The following is an 18622-nucleotide window of genomic DNA, read 5'->3' on the forward strand; positions in this document are numbered from 1 at the left end:
GGTCAGAAGGCCGACAGGCCCGAGATCAACCAGCGGTCGCCGACCCGCTGCATGGTCGCGATGACCCGGTTCTGGTCGATCGACGGCTGGGCCTGACCCGTGGAGGCCTTGGCCTGGTTGAGGAAGACCTCGACGGTGACGGTGTCGGGAGTCTGGCCCATCACGCCCGCCTCGTACGACCGGGCGCGCACGACGGCCTTCTCCTTCTCGGCCACCGGCGCGATGGTCTTCTGCATCGTCTGCCCGTACTCGGTGCGGAACTGCCCGGTGAGCAGGGCGGTGTTCTGCTGTGCCTGGGCCGCGATGGTCTGGTAGTCGTAGGAGAGCAGGGCCTCGAGCGAGGTCCGGGCCGCCGCCGTCGCCGCGCGGGCGTCGCGCTCGCGGGCGCCGTGGTCGCGGAAGGCGACCGACGCGACGGCCGCGAAGAGGAGCACCACGACCAGCAGGGCCACCAGCGGGGCACGCAGGTCGCGCACGGTGACGGAGGGGCCGGCGGTCTCCCCGGGCGGCTCGGCGTCGACGCGCTCGGCGGTCCCGGTGTCGGTGCGGGGAGCGGGAGCTGCCGGCTCAGGCTCGGGGGCAGGCCGGGCCGGCGCCTCGTCGAGGGGCGGCCGCGGCACCGGCGGCGCAACCTCGGCGGCCTCGTCCACGGGGCGGCCGTGGCGGCGCCGCTGGCCGGCGACGCGGGGGCGGCGGCGGTCATCCGACGAACTCAAGGCGCTCCACCTTCCAGGTCCCGCCGACCTCGCGCAGGGCGAGCTTGAGCCGGTACGTCTTGGTCTCGCCCTGGGGGATGTTGGTGTTGGAGGTCGGGGCGACCACCCCCACGATCACCTGCGCCGAGTCGCGGTCGCCGGAGACGAGGCCGGCTTCGGCGCGCTCGACCCGGGACGTCGACTTGTTGGCGACAACGACCTTGCGCAGGTCGGCCAGGCTGCTGGTGTAGCTCTCGAGGAACTCCCCCGTGGCCGCCGCCTTCACCCGCGCGGTGTCCTCGTCGACGGTCGCGTAGTCGAGCGTCGCGAAGTTGACGGCGATCTGGCGGCCGGCCGCGAGCGCCTCGCTCTGGGCCTGCTGCACCTGCCGGGCGGTGTACCACTCGCGGCCCTTCGTGGCGGCGACCACCACGGTGGAGGCGAGCACGGCGAGGACCAGGGCCCACAGCACCGGCCGCCAGAAGGAGCGGACCGGACGGTTCATCGGGCTGCCTCCTCCATGATCCAGGACCAGGAGCCGGCGCCGCTCCCGGCGGGTGCCTGCGGGACCGACACCTGCGCCGGCTGCCCGTACGCGGTCGTCCCGAGCGGCACCGGGTCCGAACCATAGGCCATGGCCAGGCTGGCGCTGCCGACGGGTCGGGCGCCGGGTGCGTTCTGGGCGCCGCGGACGGTCGACGCCGAGCCCCGCGGGAGGCTGCAGCGCGCCGCGGTGTTGAGCGGCGGCAGGTTCGTCGTCTGGTTGGGGTTCGTCGTCCTGGTCCCTCCGTAGCCCTGCGTGCAGGGGGCCGGCGACTGGGCCAGGGCCAGCCCGAAGTGGGCGGTGCCGTCGCCGGGCACCACGGTGTAGCCGCCCGAGACGACGTCGGGGTAGGTGATCAGCAGCTGGTCGATGCCGTCGACCCGGGCGCTCGTGACCTGGCCGACGGTGACGAGGTTGGCGAGGAGGGTGCCGAGACCGTCACGGTTCTCGCGGACGACGGCCTGCAGCTCGCTGGAGGCCACCACGCCGCGGTCGAGGATGACGCGCAGGTCGGGGTCGGAGGCCTTGAGGGTCTCGGAGATCCGCGCCAGGTTGCCCGAGAACGTGATGATCTGCGAGGACTGCAGGCGCTGGGTGTCGAGCACCGTCTTGGAGGACTTCAGCAGGGCGATGGTGTCGGGCAGGGCCGAGATGGCGCTCCGGGTGAGCAGGTCTCCGTCGTCGATGAGGCGCGCGAGGTCGGGGCCGGTGCCCTCGAACCCGGTGCCCAGCTCGTCGACGACCGTGACCAGGTCGTCCTTCGGCACCGAGCGCACGGTGCGGTCGACGTCGAGGAGCAGGGTGTCGACGCGCAGCGGGGTCTCGGTGTCGGCGCGCGGGATGACGTCGCCGTCGGCCAGGTAGGGCCCGCGGTTGCTGCGCGGCTGGAGGTCGAGGTACTGCTCGCCCACCGCCGAGCGGTTCTCGACGACGGCCCGGGTGTCCTTCGGCACCTCGACCCCCCGGTCGAGGCGCGCGTGCACCCGCACCCCGTCGTGGCTCAGGGTGAGGTCGGAGACTCGGCCCACGCGCACCCCGCGGTAGGTGACCTCGGAGCCGACGAAGATGCCGCCCGACTGGCCGAGGTCGGCCACCACGGTGGGCCCGCCCCCCAGGATGCGGTCGGTGAGCCCGACGTAGGTGGCCGACAGGTAGGACGTGGCGACGATGGTGATGATCAGGAACAGCGCGAGCTGGACCTTGGTGAGCCGGCGGATCACGACATCCCCCCGGTGTAGAGGGTGGTCCACGACCGGTCGGCGCCGTCGGCCGAGGCCTGCGCGACGCAGATCGGCGGGCACAGCGGGCCGCCGGACGTCGTGGGCAGCGGCACGCCCGAGGTCGGCAGCGGCAGCGACGGCAGCGGCACCGTGACCGTCGGCAGCGGCAGGCTCGGCACGGGCAGGGTCGGGAGCGTGGGGACCGGGACGGGCAGGGTCGGCGCCCCCGTGGGCGTCGGGAGGGTGAGCGTGCTGAGGTCGAGGTCGGCGGTCACGTGCAGGTTGGTGTAGTCGCCCTTGATGGCCGCCAGCGAGGAGTCCGGGAACGGGTAGGTGAGGAACAGCTCGAGCGACTGCGGCAGGTCGTCGCCGGCGGCGTTGAGCTGGGCCAGGATCGGCTTCAGGGCCGCCAGGTCGGCGAGGGTGTCGGCGCGCGAGGCGCGGATGACCTTGGTTCCGACCGCGCCGAGGCGGCTGAGCGCGGTGAGCATGGCCGTCAGCTGCCGGCGCTGGTCGGCCAGCACCTTCAGGCCCTGCGGGGTCTCCTTCAGCACGGCCGCGAGCTGGTCGTCGCGGGCCGCGAGGCGGGCGCTCAGGGTGTCGATGCCGTCGATGGCGCGGATGATCTCGGCCTTCTGGGCGTCGAGCCCGCCGACGAAGGTGTCGAGCTGGGTGACCAGGCTCGTGATGTCGTCGTGGTTGCCGCGCAGGGCGTTGTTGAGCTCGGTCTCGATGATCTTGAGCTGGCCGACGCCTCCCCCGTTGAGCAGCAGCGACAGGGCGGAGAGCACCTCCTCGACCTCGGGGTTGCGCCCGGTGCGCGCGAGCGGGATGAGGTCGCCGTCGTCGAGCCGGCCGGTGCCGCCGCCGGTGGGCCGCTCGAGCGCGATGTACTTCTCGCCGAGCAGCGAGGTCTGCTTGAGCTCGGCCCGCGTGTCGTCGGGCAGGCCTGCGGACTTCGGGATGCGCATGGTGACCCGCGCCGTCCAGCCGTCGAGGGTGATGTCGGTGACCTCGCCGACGGTGACGTCGTCGACCTTCACGGACGAGCGGGGCACGAGGTCGAGCACGTCAGTGAACTCCGCCTGCACCGTGATCTGCGGGCCCTCGGCCTTGGGACCACCGGGCAGCGGCAGGTCGTAGATGCCCTTGCACCCGGAGAGGAGCAGCGCGAGCACCGCCGCGAGGGCGGCGAGGAGACGGACGCGGCGGGTCATCCGAGCAGCCCTCCGAGCGTGGGGTCGGCGCCCTTGAGGAGGGAGCCGGCCGAGGAGCCCGTCGGGACCTTGAGGTCGAGCAACCCGAGGGAGTCGCAGAGCGTGGTGTTGCCGGTGTTGGTGGGGCCGGTGACCAGCGAGCACAGCAGCAGCCCGGGGTCGTCGGCCCCCTGCACGGTGGCGCGGGTGTCGAGGGTGCCGTTGGCCGCGTCGTAGGCCAGCTGGAGGTTGGAGATGGCCGCGGGGGCGTTGTCGAGGGTCTCGCCCAGGGCCTTCCGCTTCGCGGCGACGGCGCCCGTGACGTCGGCCAGCCGGCCGACGTCGTCCTTGAGGACCGCGCGGTTGTCCTTGACGAAGCCCGAGATCTCGTCGAGCGCCACGGCCAGGTTGGCGAGGGCCGCCGAAAGGTCGCCGCGCTCGTCGTCAAGAGCGGTCGACACCGACGCCAGGTTGGTGTTGAGGCGGCGCACCTTGGTGTCGTTCGTGGCCAGGGTCTCGGTGAAGGTGTTGAGGTTCTTCACGGTGCCGAAGAGGTCGCCGCGGCCCTGCGAGAAGGTCTGCACGGCCAGCGACAGGTTCTGGGTGGTGTCGTGCAGCGCCTGCCCGTTGCCGTCGAGGTTCGCGGCCCCGGTCCGCAGGACCCGGGTGAGGGCGCCCTCGGAGTTGGCGCCCTTCGGGCCGAGCGCGACCATCAGGTCGTCCAGGCTCTGGCTGACCCGGTCGAGCTCGACGGGGACGGCGGTGCGGTCGAGCGGGATGTGCGCGCCGCTGCGCATCCGCGGCCCGGCCGTGTAGGCCGGCAGCAGCTGCACGTAGCGGTCGCTGACCAGCGAGGGCGCCACCACGGCGGCCCGCGCGTCGGCGGGCACGGGATGCTCGGGGGTGAACTCGAAGGCCACCCGTACCTTGTCGCCCTCGGGCTCGACGCTGGTGACGGTGCCGACCCGGACCCCGAGGATGCGCACGTCGGAGCCCGGGAAGAGGCCCACCGCGCGGACGAAGTCGGCGGTGACGCGCACCGGCTCGGGGCGGGGCCAGAACACGACCGCCGCGGCGACCAGCGCCACCACCAGGATGCCGGCGACGAGCCCGAGTCGCGGTGGGACCGAACGCAGCCGGGCACCGAGCGGAGCCAGCCAGGCCGGTCGCGCGGGGCGGCGCGGCCGGCGCAGGGACGGGCGGGAGATCATCGGCCCACCGACCCGACCGGGACGGTGAGGTTCTGGATGTAGGTGTCGAACCAGCGCCCGGTACCCAGGGTGTTGGCGAAGACCCGGGTGAACGGCGCCATCGCCTCGATGGTGGCCTGCAGGTCGGCCTCGTGCTTCTGCAGGGTGGCCAGCACACCCTTCAGCTGAGCCAGGGCCGGGCCCAGCTCGGCGCGGTTGTCGCGCACCAGGCCGGTGATCTGCTGGGCCAGCGCGCTGGTGTTCGTGAAGAGGGTGTGGATGGCCTCACGCCGCTTCTCGAGCTCGACCAGCAGCAGGTCGGCATCCTGCATCAGCCGGTCGATCGCGGCGTTCTGTTCGGCGACGGTGCCGGTGACGGTGTTGGCCGAGCGCAGCAGCTCGCGCAGCTTCTCGTCGCGGCTCGCCACGGTGCGCGAGAGGCGGCTGAGGCCGTCGAGGGCGGTGCGGACGTTGGCCGGGGTGTCCTTGAACTCGGTGGCCAGGACGTCGAGCGAGCGGGCCAGCTGGTCGGTGTCGATGCGCTCGGTGGTCTTCGTGAGGTCGGAGAAGGCGCTGATCACGTCGTAGGACGAGACGGTGCGCTCGAGCGGGATCTGGCTCCCCTCCTTCAGCTGCCCGGTGCCGCGCGGCTCGAGGGCCACGTACTTCGCGCCGAGCAGGGTCTTGATGCGCACGGAGGCGGCGGTCTGGGGGCCGAAGCTCACGTCGCCGGTGATGCGGAAGTCGACGCGCACGTGCGAGCCCTCGAGGTCGACGCCGGTGACATCGCCGACCTTGACCCCGGCGATGCGCACGTCGTCACCGTCGCGCAGGCCGCCGGCCTCGGTGAAGGCCGCGCTGTAGGCGGGGCCACCCCCGAGGAAGGGCAGCCGGGAGGCGTTGAACGCCAGCACCATGAGCACGGCGATGACCGCCAGCCCGGCGATGCCGAAGCGCAGGGTGTTGCGGTCCTTGGGCGGACGCACGATGCGGGCCATCAGCGACACCTCGCGGCGGCGACGTCGTAGCCGAGGTTGCCGGGGGTCGGACCCGTGGGGAGGACCAGGTTCTTCACGTCGAAGCGGCAGAGGTAGAAGTTGAACCACGCGCCGTACGTGGCGGTGCGGGTGATGGTGGTGATCTTGCCCGGGGCGGTCCGCGCGAACTTCTCGAAGGCCGCGGTGTTCTGGGGCTCGTTGAGGGTGCTCGCCAGGTCGCCGAGGTTCGCGATGTCGGCCTTCAGGTCGGGGCGCCCGGCCTGCAGCAGGCTCGCGGTGTCGGCGGTCAGGGCGTTGATGTTGGTCAGCGACTGCCCGATGGCGGCGCGGTCCTGCGAGAGCCCCGAGACGAACCGCTGCAGCTGGGTCAGCAGGTCGCGGAAGGCGGTGTCGTTGGCCTCCACGGTGCCGAGGACGGTCGAGAGGTTGTCGATGGTGCGGCCGATGACGGCGTCGCGGTCGGCGAGGGCCCGGCTCAGCGAGGCGGTCTGCCCGAGAAGCGAGTTGATGTCGCCCCCCTCGCCCTGGAGCACCGAGATGATCTGCCCCGACAGCTCGTTGACGTCGGCCGGTGAGAGCGCCGCGAACAGCGGCTTGAAGCCGTTGAAGAGGACGGTCAGGTCGAGCGCCGGGTGGGTGCGCTCCAGCGGGATGGTGCCGTTCTCGGGGAGCGGCCCGGTGTCGCCGGGCTCCTGGGTGAGGGCGATGTACCGCTCCCCCACCAGGTTGCGGTACTTGATGGTGGCGGCGGTGCCGCGGGTCAGCGCCGTGCTGCGCAGGACGTCGAAGGTGACCTCGGCGTGGACCCGGTCCTTGGCGACGGTGATGTCCTTGACCGTGCCCACGCGGACGCCGGCGACTCGCACGTCCTGGCCCGAGGCGAGCCCGGTGACGTCGGTGAACACCGCCTTGTAGGTGGCCTTGTCGCCCGGCAGCAGGTTCGAGATGGTCGCGGCCAGGATGCCGGTGGCCAGCACCGTGACCACGACGAACACGATGAGCTTGACCAGGCTGGGGGTGGTCCTCACTGGTTGACCACCCTCCCGCGCAGCATCGGGCCGGCCAGCAGCGTGGTGAGGGCCGACGGCTCGCCGCCCCCCTCGGGCGCGAGCGCGATGGCGACGACCTGCTGCTCCTCGGCGGTGCCGGCCAGGCCGGAGTCGACGCTTGGCACCGCCAGCCCGGTGGGGGCGAGCAGGGCCGACGGCAGGGCCGAGCGCGAGCCGCCGCCGGTGCCGTCGGCGAAGGTCACCGCACCGCGCGGGTGGGCCTGGCTGCTCCGCGGGCTCGGCAGGTCGTAGCAGGTGGGCCCGCGGTCGTCGTTCCAGGCCGGCTCCTGGCCGGGGCGGTAGCCCTGACGCTGGGGCGGGGTCTCGAGCGTGATGTGGAACTGGGCGCCCGAGAACGCGCCGCGGATGCGCGGCAGCCAGTTGACCAGGCCGGACGCCAGGCAGGGGTAGATCGGCGCGTGCTTGGCCAGCACCGCCAGCGTCGGGCGCTGCACGCGCCCGACCTGGATGATGCGGTCGTCGTTCTGCTCGAGGAACTCGGCGGTGGTGTTGGCGAAGCCGGCCGTCCCGGCCAGGAAGCCCGCCAGCTGGTCCTTCTTCTCGACGATGGTGGCATTGGTGGTGCGCAACGCGTCGAGGGCGCGCAACAGGTTGGGGGCGGCCACGGCGTAGGTGCTGGCGAGGTCGGCGAGGCCGCTGATGTCGGCCTGGATCAGCGGCATCTGGGGGTTCAGCGCGGTGAAGTACCGGTTGACCAGGACGAGGTTCTGGCCCAGCGTGTAGCCCCGGCCGTCGAGGGCCGTCGCCAGCGCGTTGAGGGTGGCGGCGAGCTTCTCGGGCCGGACGGTGCGCAGCAGCGGCAGCAGCTGGTCGAAGACCCGCTCGAGCTCGATGGCCACGCTGCTGCGGTCCTGCGGGATCACGTCGCCCTCGCGGATGGGCCGCCCCGGGTCGCCCGGAGGCGTCACGAGGTCGACGTAGCGCTCGCCGAACAGGGTCTTGGGCAGCAGCCGGGCGCTGACCGCGGCCGGGATGAGCGACGTGCGGGCCGGGTCCAGCGCGAGGGTCAGGGTGGCGCCCTGGGGACCGGCCTCGATGGCGCGGACCTCGCCGACGATGAGGCCGCGGATCTTGACGTCGGAGGACTCCTGGAGCTGGCTGCCGATGCGGTCGGTCTTCAGGGTGACGGTGACGACGTCGGTGAAGACCTTGTTGAAGGCCGCGATCGAGAGCGTCAGCAGCACGGCGACGACGAGCAGGAACGCGATCCCGTAGGAGCGCGAGCGCAGACCGCCCAGGAAGCCCCCCGTCATCCCGCGATCCTCACCGTGGTGGTGGCGCCCCAGATGGCCAGGCTGACGAAGAAGTCGACGACGTTGATGGCCACGATCGAGGTACGCACGGCGCGGCCCACGGCCACCCCGACCCCGGCGGGCCCACCGCTGGCGGTGTAGCCGTAGTAGCAGTGGATGCCGATGATCACGACCGCGAAGATCAGCACCTTCGCGAACGACCAGAGGATGTCCTGCGGGGGCAGGAACAGGTGGAAGTAGTGGTCGTAGGTGCCGGTCGACTGCCCGAAGTAGCCGGTGACGATGAACCGGGTGGCCGCGTAGGACGAGAGCAGCCCCAGGACGTACAGCGGGATGACCGCCACGAAGCCGGCGATCATCCGGGTCGTCACGAGGAACGGCAGGCTCGGGATGCCCATGACCTCGAGGGCGTCGACCTCCTCGCTGATCCGCATCGCCCCGAGCTGGGCCGTGAAGCCGCAGCCCACGGTGGCCGCCAGGGCCAGCCCGGCCACCAGGGGGGCGATCTCGCGGGTGTTGAGGTAGGCCGACACGAAGCCCGCGAAGGCGCCGGTGCCGAGCTGGTCGAGCGAGCTGAAGCCCTGCAGGCCCACCTGCGAGCCGGTGAAGAACGCCAGGAACGACAGGACCCCCACCGTGCCGCCGATGACGGTGAGCGCACCACTGCCGAGGGAGACCTCGGCCAGCAGCCGCACGACCTCGCCGCGGTAGCGGGTCAGGGTGCGCGGCACCCAGCCGATCGAGCGCACGTAGAAGCGCATCTGCTCGCTGAGGGCGTCGAGCAGGCGCAGCGGGGCCTGGACGGCGGCGGCGAGGTTCGGCATCGGCGTCAGATCTTCTGCGGGACGACTTGGAAGTACACGGCGCTGATGACGAAGTTGACGACGAACAGGAACATGAAGGTGATGACGACGCTCTGGTTGACGGCGTCGCCGACCCCCTTGGGGCCGCCCCCCGCCGTGAGCCCCTTGTAGGAGGCCACCAGCGCCGCGAGGGCGCCGAAGATCAGGGCCTTGATCTCGGAGGTGACGAGGTCGGCCAGCTGGGCGAGCGCGGTGAACGACGCGAGGTAGGCGCCGGGGGTGCCGCCCTGCACCAGGACGTTGAAGACGTAGCCCCCGGCCACGCCCACGACCGAGACCAGACCGTTGAGGAGGGCGGCGACGAGCATGGTGGCCAGCACGCGGGGCACGACGAGGCGCTGGATGGGGCTGATGCCGAGCACCTCGAGCGCGTCGATCTCCTCACGGATCTTGCGGGAGCCGAGGTCGGCGCAGATGGCCGAGCCGCCCGCACCCGCGACCAGCAGCGCGGTGACCAGCGGGGAGGCCTCGCGCACCACGGCCAGCACCGAGGCCGCGCCCGTGAAGGACTGGGCGCCGAGCTGGCGGGTCAGGGTGCCGAGCTGGAGGGCGATGACGGCGCCGAACGGGATGGAGACCAGCGCCGTGGGCACGATCGTCACGGAGGCGACGAACCAGGCCTGCTGGATGAACTCGCGCAGCTGGAACGGGCGCCGCGGAGCCGCCTTGGCGACGTCGACCACGAGCCCGAAGAACGAGCCCGCCTGGCGCAGGCCGTTGGACACCACCGTCATGCGCCCACCCCGTGCCGGACACCGGGGACCCCCGCGGTGGTCGAGGCGAAGCTGCCGGGCGGCGGGGTGATGCCGTTGTCGCGGCACCAGACGCCCGCGCCGCGCTCGGCCCGACGGGGGGTGCGGTCGCTGGTCGGCAGCTGCAGCGGGATGGGGGGCAGTGGGGGCAGCTCCTGGCCGGACTCGGCGGCGAGCTCCTCGGCGTCCTTCTCCTCCGACATCCCGATGGGGCCGACGGTCTGGGCGTTGAGGAACTGGCGGACCACCGGCTCCTCCGACGACAGCAGCATCTCGCGGGGCCCGAACATGGCCAGGTGCTTGTGGTAGAGCAGGCCGATGTTGTCGGGCACGGTGCGGGCGGTGTTGATGTCGTGGGTGACGATGAGGAAGGTCGCGTCGATCTGGGCGTTGAGGTCGACGAACAGCTGGTTGATGTAGCTGGTGCGCACCGGGTCCAGGCCCGAGTCGGGCTCGTCGATGAGCAGGATCTCGGGGTCGAGGACCAGGGCACGGGCCAGCCCGGCGCGCTTGCGCATCCCGCCCGAGATCTCGCCGGGGAGCTTCTTCTCGGCTCCGGTGAGGCCGACGAGGTCCATCTTCTCGTGGACGATGGCGGCGACCTCCTTCTCGCTCTTGCGGGTGTGCTCGCGCAGCGGGAAGGCGACGTTGTCGAAGAGGGTCATCGAGCCGAAGAGGGCGCCGTCCTGGAACAGCACGCCGAACAGCTTGCGGATCTCGTAGAGGTCGTCGCCGCGGAGCCGGACGATGTCCTGGCCCTCGATCAGGATCGAGCCCTTCTCGGGGCGGATCAGGCCGACCAGGGTCTTGAGGAAGACCGACTTGCCGGTGCCCGACGGGCCCAGCAGGACACTGATCTCGCCCGCCGGGAGGGTGAGGGTGACGTCGTCCCAGATGAGCTGGCTGCCGAACTGCTTGGTCAGCCCGCTCACCGCGATCTCGACACCCATGTCGACCCTTCTGCCGTCCGTGGTCATGCGCCCGACCCGTTGTTACCCAGCGGTAGGTAGCGGGCGCGGGTCCATCAGACCACGGAACCGCCGGTTCCGAAGGTTTGACGACCTGACACTTTTCTCAGCCCGACCCCTTGCCCGCCGGGCGTCGGGATGCCACGGTTCCTGGTTCGGCACGGGCCCCCGGCCCGGATTGCCCGGGCGCACGACGACGGGGCCCGACTGTGTGGTCGGGCCCCGTCGGGCGTGGTGCTCGTCACCCTCAGGGGGACGGGCTCACTTGAGGGTGACGGTGGCGCCGGCGCCCTCGAGCTGCTCCTTGGCCTTCTCGGCCGCAGCCTTGTCGACCTTCTCGAGGACGGCCTTGGGGGCGCCGTCGACGAGGTCCTTGGCCTCCTTGAGGCCGAGGGAGGTCAGCGCGCGGACCTCCTTGATGACGGCGATCTTCTTGTCGCCGGCAGCCTCGAGGACGACGTCGAACTCGTCCTGCTCGGCGGGGGCCTCGGCGTCGCCGCCACCGGCCGGGGCAGCGGCACCGGCGACCGCGACGGGCGCGGCGGCGGTGACGTTGAAGGTGTCCTCGAACTGCTTGACGAACTCGGAGAGCTCGATGAGGGTCATCTCCTTGAAGGCCTCAAGGAGCTCGTCGGTGCTGAGCTTGGCCATGTGTGGCGTCCTTTCGTGCTGATATGCCGTGAGTGGCGGTTGGTGTGGTGAGCCGGCCCCGGGGGGTCGGCTCTCCCCAGTGCTACGCGCTGGGGCCCGGGCCGCCACCCTCGGCGACGTCGGTGGCCTCGGCCGCGGGGGCCTCGGCAGGGGTGTCCTCGGCGGCCGGGGCGTCGGACCCGGCGACCGGACCCTCCGACTCGACCTTCGCCCGCAGGGCCTCGACCGCGCGAGCGGCCTGGGCGAGCGGAGCGGCGAAGAGGTAGACGGCCTGGCTGAGCGACGCGTTCATGGCGCCGGCCAGCTTGGCCAGGAGCACCTCGCGGGACTCGAGGTCCGCGAGCTTGGTGATCTCCGCGGCGGAGAGGGTCTTGCCCTCGAGCACGCCGCCCTTGATCACCAGGAGGGGGTTGGCCTTGGCGAAGTCACGCAGACCCTTGGCCGCCTCGACCGGGTCGCCCTCGACGAAGGCGATGGCGGTCGGTCCGACGAGCTGACCGTCGAACGCGGTCACCCCGGCGTCCTTGGCGGCGAGCTCGGTCAGCGTGTTCTTGACCACGGCGTAGGTCGCGTTGCCACGCAGGGAGTTGCGCAGCTCGGTGAGCTGCTTCACCGAGAGTCCCCGGTACTCCGTGAGGACGGCGGCGTTGGAGCTCTTGAACTTCTCGGAGAGCTCGGCAACGGCTGCCGTCTTGTCGGCACGTGACATTCGGGCCTCCTTCCGTCGGGTCGGACCGTCGGCGGAGGCCCCGGAACAGAGAAAGAGCCCCGGCGCACGGCACGGGGCTCTCAGCGGGGGGCTCACGCCCACACCGGGGAACTACGCGTCCTGCGCTGGTCGCCCGCTCTCGCGGAGCCTTCGGTCTGCTGCGGGTGCAGCCGACAACCGGCGGTCTTCGGTCGTGGACCAGCGTACGGGACGGGGGGCCGGCGCCCAAATCGCGCCGCCCTCGCCCCGCCCCCGTGCCCGGGCCGGCGGCCCGCCCCACGACGCGCGGGAGCCCGCCATCCCGAGGCGGGGTGGCGGGCTCCGGTGCGGCGGCAGCCGGTCAGGCGTCGACGGCGTCCTCGGTGAGGTTGCGGGTCTTGCTGGCGTCCAGCGGGATGCCCGGGCCCATCGTGGTCGACAGCGTCGCCTTGGTGATGTAGCGGCCCTTGGAGGCGGCCGGCTTGAGCCGGAGGACCTCCTCGAGGGCGGTCGCGTAGTTCTCGACCAGGGCCAAGGTGTCGAAGGACGCCTTGCCGATGATGAAGTGCAGGTTCGCGTGCTTGTCGACGCGGAACTCGATCTTGCCGCCCTTGATGTCGGTCACGGCCTTGGCCGTGTCCATCGTGACCGTGCCGGTCTTCGGGTTCGGCATGAGGCCGCGCGGGCCCAGCACCTTGCCCAGACGACCGACCTTGCCCATCAGGTCGGGGGTGGCGACGACGGCGTCGAAGTCGAGCCAGCCGCCGGAGACCTTCTCGATCATGTCGTCGGACCCGACGAAGTCGGCGCCGGCCTCGGTGGCCGCCTCGGCCCTGTCACCGGTCGCGAAGACCAGGACGCGGGCGGTCTTGCCCGTGCCGTGCGGGAGGTTGACGGTGCCGCGCACCATCTGGTCGGCCTTGCGGGGGTCGACACCGAGACGGAACGCGACCTCGACGGTCTCGTCGTACTTGGCCGACGCGGCCTCCTTCGCGAGGCGGACGGCGTCGAGGGGGCTGTACAGGGCGTCGGCGTCGATCTTCTCGGCGGCGGCGCGGTAGGCCTTGCTGCGCTTCATGTGCTGCTCCTGGTGGGTCGTGGTGGAGTCGTGGTCGTCGGGCCGGCGCTGGCCCTGCCACTGGGTGAGGCCGGGCTCAGAGTTCGGTCTCGATGCCCATCTGCCGGGCGGTGCCGGCGATGATCTTCATCGCGGCGTCGACGTCGTTGGCGTTGAGGTCGGGCATCTTGGTCTCCGCGATCTCGCGGAGCTGGTCCTTGCTCAGCTTGCCGGCCTTGGTCTTGTGCGGCTCGCCCGAGCCCTTCTGGACACCGGCCGCCTTCTTGATGAGCTCGCTCGCCGGGGGCGTCTTGGTGATGAAGGTGAACGAGCGGTCCTCGAAGACCGTGATGACGACGGGGATGATGTTGCCGCGCTGGTGCTCGGTCGCCGCGTTGTACGCCTTGACGAACTCCATGATGTTGACGCCGTGCTGGCCGAGGGCCGGGCCGACGGGCGGGGCCGGGGTCGCGGCACCGGCCTGGATCTGCAGGCTGATGTAGCCGGAGACCTTCTTCTTGGGGGGCATGTCTGTCCTAACTGGTGGGGTGGGCCGACGCCGTGGGCGATGACCCCTTTGCAGTGTCCGCGGGACCCCCGCGGAGGGGCTCGGTCAGAGCTTGGTGACCTGACTGAAGGAGAGCTCGACCGGGGTCTCCCGGCCGAAGATGGAGACGAGCACCTTGAGCTTCTGGGTGTCGGGGTTGATCTCGGAGATCGTGGCCGGCATGGTCTCGAACGGCCCGTCCATGACGGTGACCGACTCGCCGACCTCGAAGTCGACGACGGTGACCGCGGAGGTGCCGCCGGCGCCCTGCGCCTGCCCGCCCCCGGAGGCCGCGGCGGCGGCCGAGGACTCGAGGTCGGCGGGCTTGAGCATCCCGAAGACCTCGTCGAGGGTCAGCGGGACCGGCTGGTGGGCGTTGCCGACGAAGCCGGTGACGCCGGGGGTGTGGCGCACGGCGCCCCAGGACTCGTCGGTGAGGTCCATGCGCACGAGGACGTAGCCGGGCATCCGGACCCGGCGGACGAGTTTGCGCTGCCCGCCCTTGATCTCGGTGACCTCCTCCATCGGCACCTGGACCTCGAAGATGTAGTCCTCCATGTTGAGGGACTGCGTGCGGTTCTCGAGGTTGGCCTTCACGCGGTTCTCGTAGCCCGCGTAGGAGTGGATGACGAACCAGTCGCCGAACTTGGCGGCCAGGTCGTCCTTGAACGCCTGCACGGGGTCGACGCCCTCGAGGACGTCGCCGTCCTCGTCGGTGACGGGCTCGTGCACGCCGGCCTCGGTGTCGGTGGCGATGGGCGCCTCGTCCTCCGCGCCCTCCTCGTCACCGGCGTCGGTCACGTCGGAGCCGGCCTCGTCGTCGGTCTGGTCGTCGGTCTCGATGCCGACGGGCTCACCGGCCTCGGCGCCCTCGTGCGCGACGGCGAAGTCCGCCTCCTGGACGGTGGCGTCGGCGACCGGAGCCTGCGGGGCGTCGGTGGACGTCTCGTCCGGGGTGTCGGTCCACTGGTCGGACACGGATGACCTCTTCCTTGGTGCGGGTGCCGGGGGCGGGGTGCTCGGGCGGGGCTGGGTCAGGAACCGGAGCCCAGGACCAGCGCGATCAGCTTGCTGAAGCCGAAGTCGATACCGGCGACGAACGCCATCATCACGGTGACGAAGACGATGACGACGAGGGTGTACTGCCACAGCTCGGCGCGCGTGGGGCGCACGACCTTGCGGAGCTCGTCGAGGATCTGGCTGACGAACAGGGTGAGACGAGAGAACCACCGCGAGACGGGGTTGCCGCTCTGCTCCCGGCCCTTGGCGGGGCGGGAGGGGGTCCTGGTCTGACCTACGTCAGTCACGGTGCCTCTTCACGTCGGGAACTGCTGTCGGTGCCTTCGGCGCGGCACGCCCGCGAAGGCAGCCCGAGGGACGGACCGCGAATCGTGGACGAACCACACGTACGACGCAGGGCAGGAGGGACTCGAACCCCCAACCGCCGGTTTTGGAGACCGGTGCTCTACCAATTGAGCCACTGCCCTGTGGGGTCCCAGGTTGGGGCGGGACCCCTCCGGTGGGACCATCCCCGGGCACGCCGAGATGGTGGTCACACCGAACGGACAGCATACGTGACGTCGCGGCTCCGGCGCGAACCCGGGCCGACCGCCCGACCCGCGACCTCCCCCGGCCCGCATCTCCCCGCTCTGCCACAGTAGAAGGGTGAGCACCGACGCCTCCCCCCGCACCCCGCTGGCCGACCGTTCCCCCGACGAGCTGCGCTCCTTCCTCGAGGAGAAGCGCGCCGCGTACGCGACCCTCGTCGAGCGGGGGCTGCGCCTGGACCTGACCCGTGGCAAGCCCAGTGCCGAGCAGCTGGACCTCTCGGAGGCGCTGCTGTCGCTGCCCGACGGCCACACCGACCGGGCCGGCACCGACGTGCGCAACTACGGCGGCCTCGAGGGGCTGGTCGAGCTGCGTGAGATGTTCGCCGAGCTGCTGGGGGTCGAGACCGCGCAGATCGTGGCCGGGGGCAACGCGAGCCTGACGATGATGCACGACGTCCTGGTCTTCCACCTACTGCACGGGGGGCTCGACTCGCCGCGGCCCTGGAAGGACGAGGAGGTCGTGCGCTTCGTCTGCCCGGTGCCCGGCTACGACCGGCACTACACGATGCTCGAGTCCTACGGCATCGAGATGGTCACGGTGCCGATGCTCGCCGACGGGCCGGACGTCGACGCCGTCGAGGCGCTCGTCCGTGACGACCCGAGCGTCAAGGGGATGTGGATCGTCCCGACGTACGCGAACCCGGCCGGCTCGGTGGTGACCCAGGAGGTCGCGGCCCGGCTCGCCTCGATGCCGGCGGCCGCCCCCGACTTCCGGATCTTCTGGGACAACGCCTACGCGCTGCACCATCTGACCGAGGACGAGGCCAAGTCGGCCGACATCGTGTCGCTGGCCTCGGCGGGTGGGCATCCGCACCGGCCCGTGGTCTTCGCCTCCACGAGCAAGGTCACCCTCGCCGGCGCCGGGGTGGCCTTCCTGGCCGGGTCCCGCGAGACCGTGCAGTGGTACCTGGGGCACCTGAAGTTCGCCTCCATCGGGCCAGACAAGGTCAACCACCTGCGGCACGTCCAGTTCTTCGGCTCCCCCGACGGGGTCCGCGCGCACATGGCCGAGCACCGCCGGATCCTGGCGCCGAAGTTCGCCGCGGTCGACGCCGCGCTGTCGGCCGAGCTCGACGGGCTGGGCATCGCCGAGTGGACCCGCCCGCGCGGCGGGTACTTCGTGAGCCTGGACGTGCCCGACGGGTGCGCCGCGCGCATCGTCGCCCTCGCCAAGGACGCGGGCATCGCCCTGACCCCGGCCGGTGCGTCGTTCCCGCACGGGCGGGACCCGCACGACCGCAACATCCGGCTGGCACCGTCGTTCCCGGTGCTCGACGAGGTCGAGACGGCGATGGCGGGGGTCGCGACGTGCGTCGCTCTGGCCGCGGCGGAGCAGCTGGTCGGCGACGTAGGCTGACGAGCATGACCGAGAACTCCGGGTCCACCGACTCCTCCGCCCCCATCGACGACGACCAGCTCCAGCCCGAGGACACCCTGGTGCAGGAGGACGTCGCCGACGTGCTCGACCGCGGGTACTCCCCGCCCGACGTCGACCGCTCCGAGCTGCACGGCCCCACGGTCGAGGAGCAGCTCGAGGGCGAGACCATCGAGGACCGCATCAAGCAGGAGGTCCCGGACCCGGACTCCGCCTACGGCGCGCCCGACAACGAGTCCGGGCTCGACGAGCCCCGAGTGGGCGGCGACGACCCCGACGCCATCGACGCCGAGGACGACTGGCTGGGCGACGGCGAGGTCGGCGACGAGCGTGCCGGCCGGCTCGTCGCGCCCGACGAAGGACTGGGTTCGGACGACGAGAAGGACCTCGTGGGTGAGGACGTGGGCGTCGACGGCGCCGCCGCCTCGGCCGAGGAGGCGGCGATGCACGTCGTCGACGAGGACTCGACGCAGGAGTGAACGCAGCAGGTCCCGCAGCGCCGGTCGAGGCATCGACCGGCGCTGCTGCGTCCCGGTCGGTGTCGGCGCTGCCCAAGGCGCACCTGCACCTGCACTTCACGGGCTCGATGCGCGTCGAGACGGTGCGCGAGCTGGCGCAGGCCCACGGACTGCGGTTGCCCGTGACACTGCGCGAGGAGTACCCGCCTCGGTTCGAGGGGGCCGACGAACGCGGCTGGTTCCGCTTCCAGCGCCTCTACGACACGGCCCGGGCCTGTGTGCGCGGGGAGGCCGACATGCGGCGGATCGTCCGTGAGGCGGCCCTGGACGACGGGGCCGAGGGATCGCGCTGGCTGGAGATCCAGGTCGACCCGACGTCGTACGCCCCGTTCGTCGGGGGCATCACGCCGGCGGTCGAGATCGTGCTGGACGAGGCGGCGGCCGTGTCGCGGGAGCCGGGGGCCGCGCAGGTCGGGGTCGTGGTGGCGGCCTCGCGGATGCGGCACCCGCTGGAGGCCCGCACGCTGGCACGGCTGGCCGCGCGGTACGCCGGCGAGGGGGCGGGGACGGTCGTGGGCTTCGGGCTGTCGAACGACGAGCGGCGCGGGGACACGGCGGAGTTCGCGGCCGCCTTCGCGATCGCGCGACGCGCCGGGCTGGCGTCGGTGCCCCACGCCGGGGAGCTCCTGGGGCCGGAGGCGGTCGCGGCGACGTTGGAGGCCGCGGTACCGGATCGGCTCGGGCACGGGGTGCGGGCGGTCGAGGACCCACGGGTGCTGGAGCGGGTGGTGGCGGCGGGGGTGGCGCTGGAGGTGTGCCCGGGGTCGAACGTGTCGCTGGGGGTGTACGCCGAGCCGGCCGACGTGCCGCTGCGCCGGCTGCTCGAGGCGGGGGCGACGGTGGCGTTGGGCGCGGACGACCCGCTGATCTTCGGCTCCCGGCTGGCGGCGCAGTACGAGACGGCGCGGACCGTGCACGGGCTGGACGACGCCGAGCTCGCAGGCCTGGCGCGCGCGTCCCTGGCGGCGAGCCGAGCGCCCGCAGACGTGCTCGCCACGGCCGCGCGCGACATCGACGCGTGGCTCGCGAGCGACGGGTGACCCCGGCAGCGTAGGTACGGCGGCGCGCCCTCTCGGATGCTCCCCCACCGGGAGCGCCCCGGCGCCCCACCACGCCTCGCTCCCCTCTCGGATGCTCCCCCACCGGGAGCGCGGCCCCGCGCAGAGGGCGGCGACGCCGCCTGACACCGCGTCACCCTCAGGAGCATCCGAGAGGCGCCGCAGGAGCCCTTACGCGGGCGGCTCGCCGCACGGCCACGCGACTGGACCCTGGTCAGGGCATACGACGGGGCGTCGGTCACCGGTGTCGGGCCGCCGGGAGAACGGAGCGCGACGGCCCCGGTTGGGCAGGGCCCTCCGTCCACAGGCCGCGCAGGGCCGCTCGCCCGTCCACAGATGCGCCGCGGCCGGTTCGCCACGAGCTTGGCG

General features: G+C 72.1%; 20 protein-coding genes and 1 tRNA gene. 3 read left to right on the top strand and 18 right to left on the bottom strand.

Annotated features, from left to right (window positions below):
• Nucleotides 1–2: 2 nt before the first annotated feature.
• From ATL31_RS05495 to ATL31_RS05580, 18 genes are all read right to left on the bottom strand, one after another.
• Nucleotides 3–716 carry a hypothetical protein gene (locus tag ATL31_RS05495; RefSeq protein WP_158239790.1) on the bottom strand — a complete coding sequence of 238 codons (714 nt, stop codon included), beginning with the start codon at nt 714–716 and terminating at the stop codon, nt 3–5.
• Nucleotides 700–1200 carry a hypothetical protein gene (locus ATL31_RS05500; RefSeq protein WP_101394888.1) on the bottom strand — a complete coding sequence of 167 codons (501 nt, stop codon included), beginning with the start codon at nt 1198–1200 and terminating at the stop codon, nt 700–702. The genes ATL31_RS05495 and ATL31_RS05500 overlap by 17 nt, the downstream gene beginning before the upstream one ends.
• Entirely contained in the window at nt 1197–2459 is a 1263-nt protein-coding gene (locus ATL31_RS05505; RefSeq protein ID WP_101394889.1) for an MCE family protein, read from the bottom strand. Before ATL31_RS05505 ends, ATL31_RS05500 begins: the two co-directional genes overlap by 4 nt.
• Nucleotides 2456–3676, bottom strand: a complete 1221-nt coding sequence (locus ATL31_RS05510) for an MCE family protein (protein WP_101394890.1) — start codon at nt 3674–3676, stop codon at nt 2456–2458. The genes ATL31_RS05505 and ATL31_RS05510 overlap by 4 nt, the downstream gene beginning before the upstream one ends.
• Nucleotides 3673–4866 (bottom strand): MCE family protein, encoded by a 1194-nt coding sequence (locus ATL31_RS05515; RefSeq protein WP_101394891.1) that lies wholly within the window; start codon nt 4864–4866, stop codon nt 3673–3675. The genes ATL31_RS05510 and ATL31_RS05515 overlap by 4 nt, the downstream gene beginning before the upstream one ends.
• On the bottom strand, nt 4863–5843 hold the full coding sequence (locus ATL31_RS05520; protein WP_245861963.1) for an MCE family protein: 981 nt from the start codon (nt 5841–5843) through the stop codon (nt 4863–4865). The genes ATL31_RS05515 and ATL31_RS05520 overlap by 4 nt, the downstream gene beginning before the upstream one ends.
• Nucleotides 5843–6871 carry an MCE family protein gene (locus ATL31_RS05525; RefSeq protein WP_101394892.1) on the bottom strand — a complete coding sequence of 343 codons (1029 nt, stop codon included), beginning with the start codon at nt 6869–6871 and terminating at the stop codon, nt 5843–5845. Before ATL31_RS05525 ends, ATL31_RS05520 begins: the two co-directional genes overlap by 1 nt.
• The gene (locus ATL31_RS05530; RefSeq protein WP_101394893.1) at nt 6868–8166 is read right to left on the bottom strand and encodes an MCE family protein; all 1299 of its coding nucleotides are present in this window, start codon (nt 8164–8166) and stop codon (nt 6868–6870) included. Before ATL31_RS05530 ends, ATL31_RS05525 begins: the two co-directional genes overlap by 4 nt.
• Nucleotides 8163–8990 carry an MlaE family ABC transporter permease gene (locus ATL31_RS05535; protein ID WP_101394894.1) on the bottom strand — a complete coding sequence of 276 codons (828 nt, stop codon included), beginning with the start codon at nt 8988–8990 and terminating at the stop codon, nt 8163–8165. Before ATL31_RS05535 ends, ATL31_RS05530 begins: the two co-directional genes overlap by 4 nt.
• 5 nt (nt 8991–8995) lie before the next feature.
• Nucleotides 8996–9763 carry an MlaE family ABC transporter permease gene (locus ATL31_RS05540; RefSeq protein ID WP_101394895.1) on the bottom strand — a complete coding sequence of 256 codons (768 nt, stop codon included), beginning with the start codon at nt 9761–9763 and terminating at the stop codon, nt 8996–8998.
• A complete protein-coding gene (locus ATL31_RS05545) occupies nt 9760–10758 on the bottom strand; it encodes an ABC transporter ATP-binding protein (RefSeq protein WP_281256255.1) in 999 nt (332 codons plus the stop codon). The genes ATL31_RS05540 and ATL31_RS05545 overlap by 4 nt, the downstream gene beginning before the upstream one ends.
• 252 nt (nt 10759–11010) lie before the next feature.
• Nucleotides 11011–11400 carry a 50S ribosomal protein L7/L12 gene (gene rplL, locus ATL31_RS05550; RefSeq protein WP_101394897.1) on the bottom strand — a complete coding sequence of 130 codons (390 nt, stop codon included), beginning with the start codon at nt 11398–11400 and terminating at the stop codon, nt 11011–11013.
• Between the two features lie 82 nt (nt 11401–11482).
• On the bottom strand, nt 11483–12109 hold the full coding sequence (rplJ, locus tag ATL31_RS05555; RefSeq protein WP_101394898.1) for a 50S ribosomal protein L10: 627 nt from the start codon (nt 12107–12109) through the stop codon (nt 11483–11485).
• A gap of 340 nt (nt 12110–12449) precedes the next feature.
• Nucleotides 12450–13166, bottom strand: coding sequence for a 50S ribosomal protein L1 (gene rplA / locus ATL31_RS05560; protein WP_101394899.1), 717 nt, complete (start codon nt 13164–13166; stop codon nt 12450–12452).
• 76 nt (nt 13167–13242) lie between these two features.
• A complete protein-coding gene (rplK, locus tag ATL31_RS05565) occupies nt 13243–13674 on the bottom strand; it encodes a 50S ribosomal protein L11 (protein WP_055815402.1) in 432 nt (143 codons plus the stop codon).
• Nucleotides 13675–13758: 84 nt separating this feature from the next.
• Entirely contained in the window at nt 13759–14670 is a 912-nt protein-coding gene (nusG, locus tag ATL31_RS05570; protein WP_101394900.1) for a transcription termination/antitermination protein NusG, read from the bottom strand.
• 56 nt (nt 14671–14726) lie between these two features.
• The gene (secE, locus tag ATL31_RS05575) at nt 14727–14999 is read right to left on the bottom strand and encodes a preprotein translocase subunit SecE (protein WP_101394901.1); all 273 of its coding nucleotides are present in this window, start codon (nt 14997–14999) and stop codon (nt 14727–14729) included.
• Between the two features lie 107 nt (nt 15000–15106).
• Nucleotides 15107–15179: transfer RNA gene (locus ATL31_RS05580), tRNA-Trp, on the bottom strand.
• 178 nt (nt 15180–15357) lie between these two features.
• Between ATL31_RS05580 and ATL31_RS05585 the strand changes: the two genes are divergently transcribed.
• Genes ATL31_RS05585 through ATL31_RS05595 form a run of 3 tightly spaced genes read left to right on the top strand, consistent with a single transcriptional unit; the run spans nt 15358 to nt 18235 of the window.
• Complete coding sequence (locus ATL31_RS05585) at nt 15358–16659, top strand: aspartate aminotransferase type Ic (protein ID WP_211283967.1); 1302 nt, start codon at nt 15358–15360, stop codon at nt 16657–16659.
• 5 nt (nt 16660–16664) lie between these two features.
• Nucleotides 16665–17156 (top strand): DUF5709 domain-containing protein, encoded by a 492-nt coding sequence (locus ATL31_RS05590; protein WP_101394902.1) that lies wholly within the window; start codon nt 16665–16667, stop codon nt 17154–17156.
• The gene (locus ATL31_RS05595; RefSeq protein ID WP_425440322.1) at nt 17153–18235 is read left to right on the top strand and encodes an adenosine deaminase; all 1083 of its coding nucleotides are present in this window, start codon (nt 17153–17155) and stop codon (nt 18233–18235) included. The genes ATL31_RS05590 and ATL31_RS05595 overlap by 4 nt, the downstream gene beginning before the upstream one ends.
• Nucleotides 18236–18622: the final 387 nt, after the last annotated feature.

The sequence above is a fragment of the Phycicoccus duodecadis genome, from assembly GCF_002846495.1.
In the GTDB taxonomy this organism is placed as follows: domain Bacteria; phylum Actinomycetota; class Actinomycetes; order Actinomycetales; family Dermatophilaceae; genus Phycicoccus; species Phycicoccus duodecadis.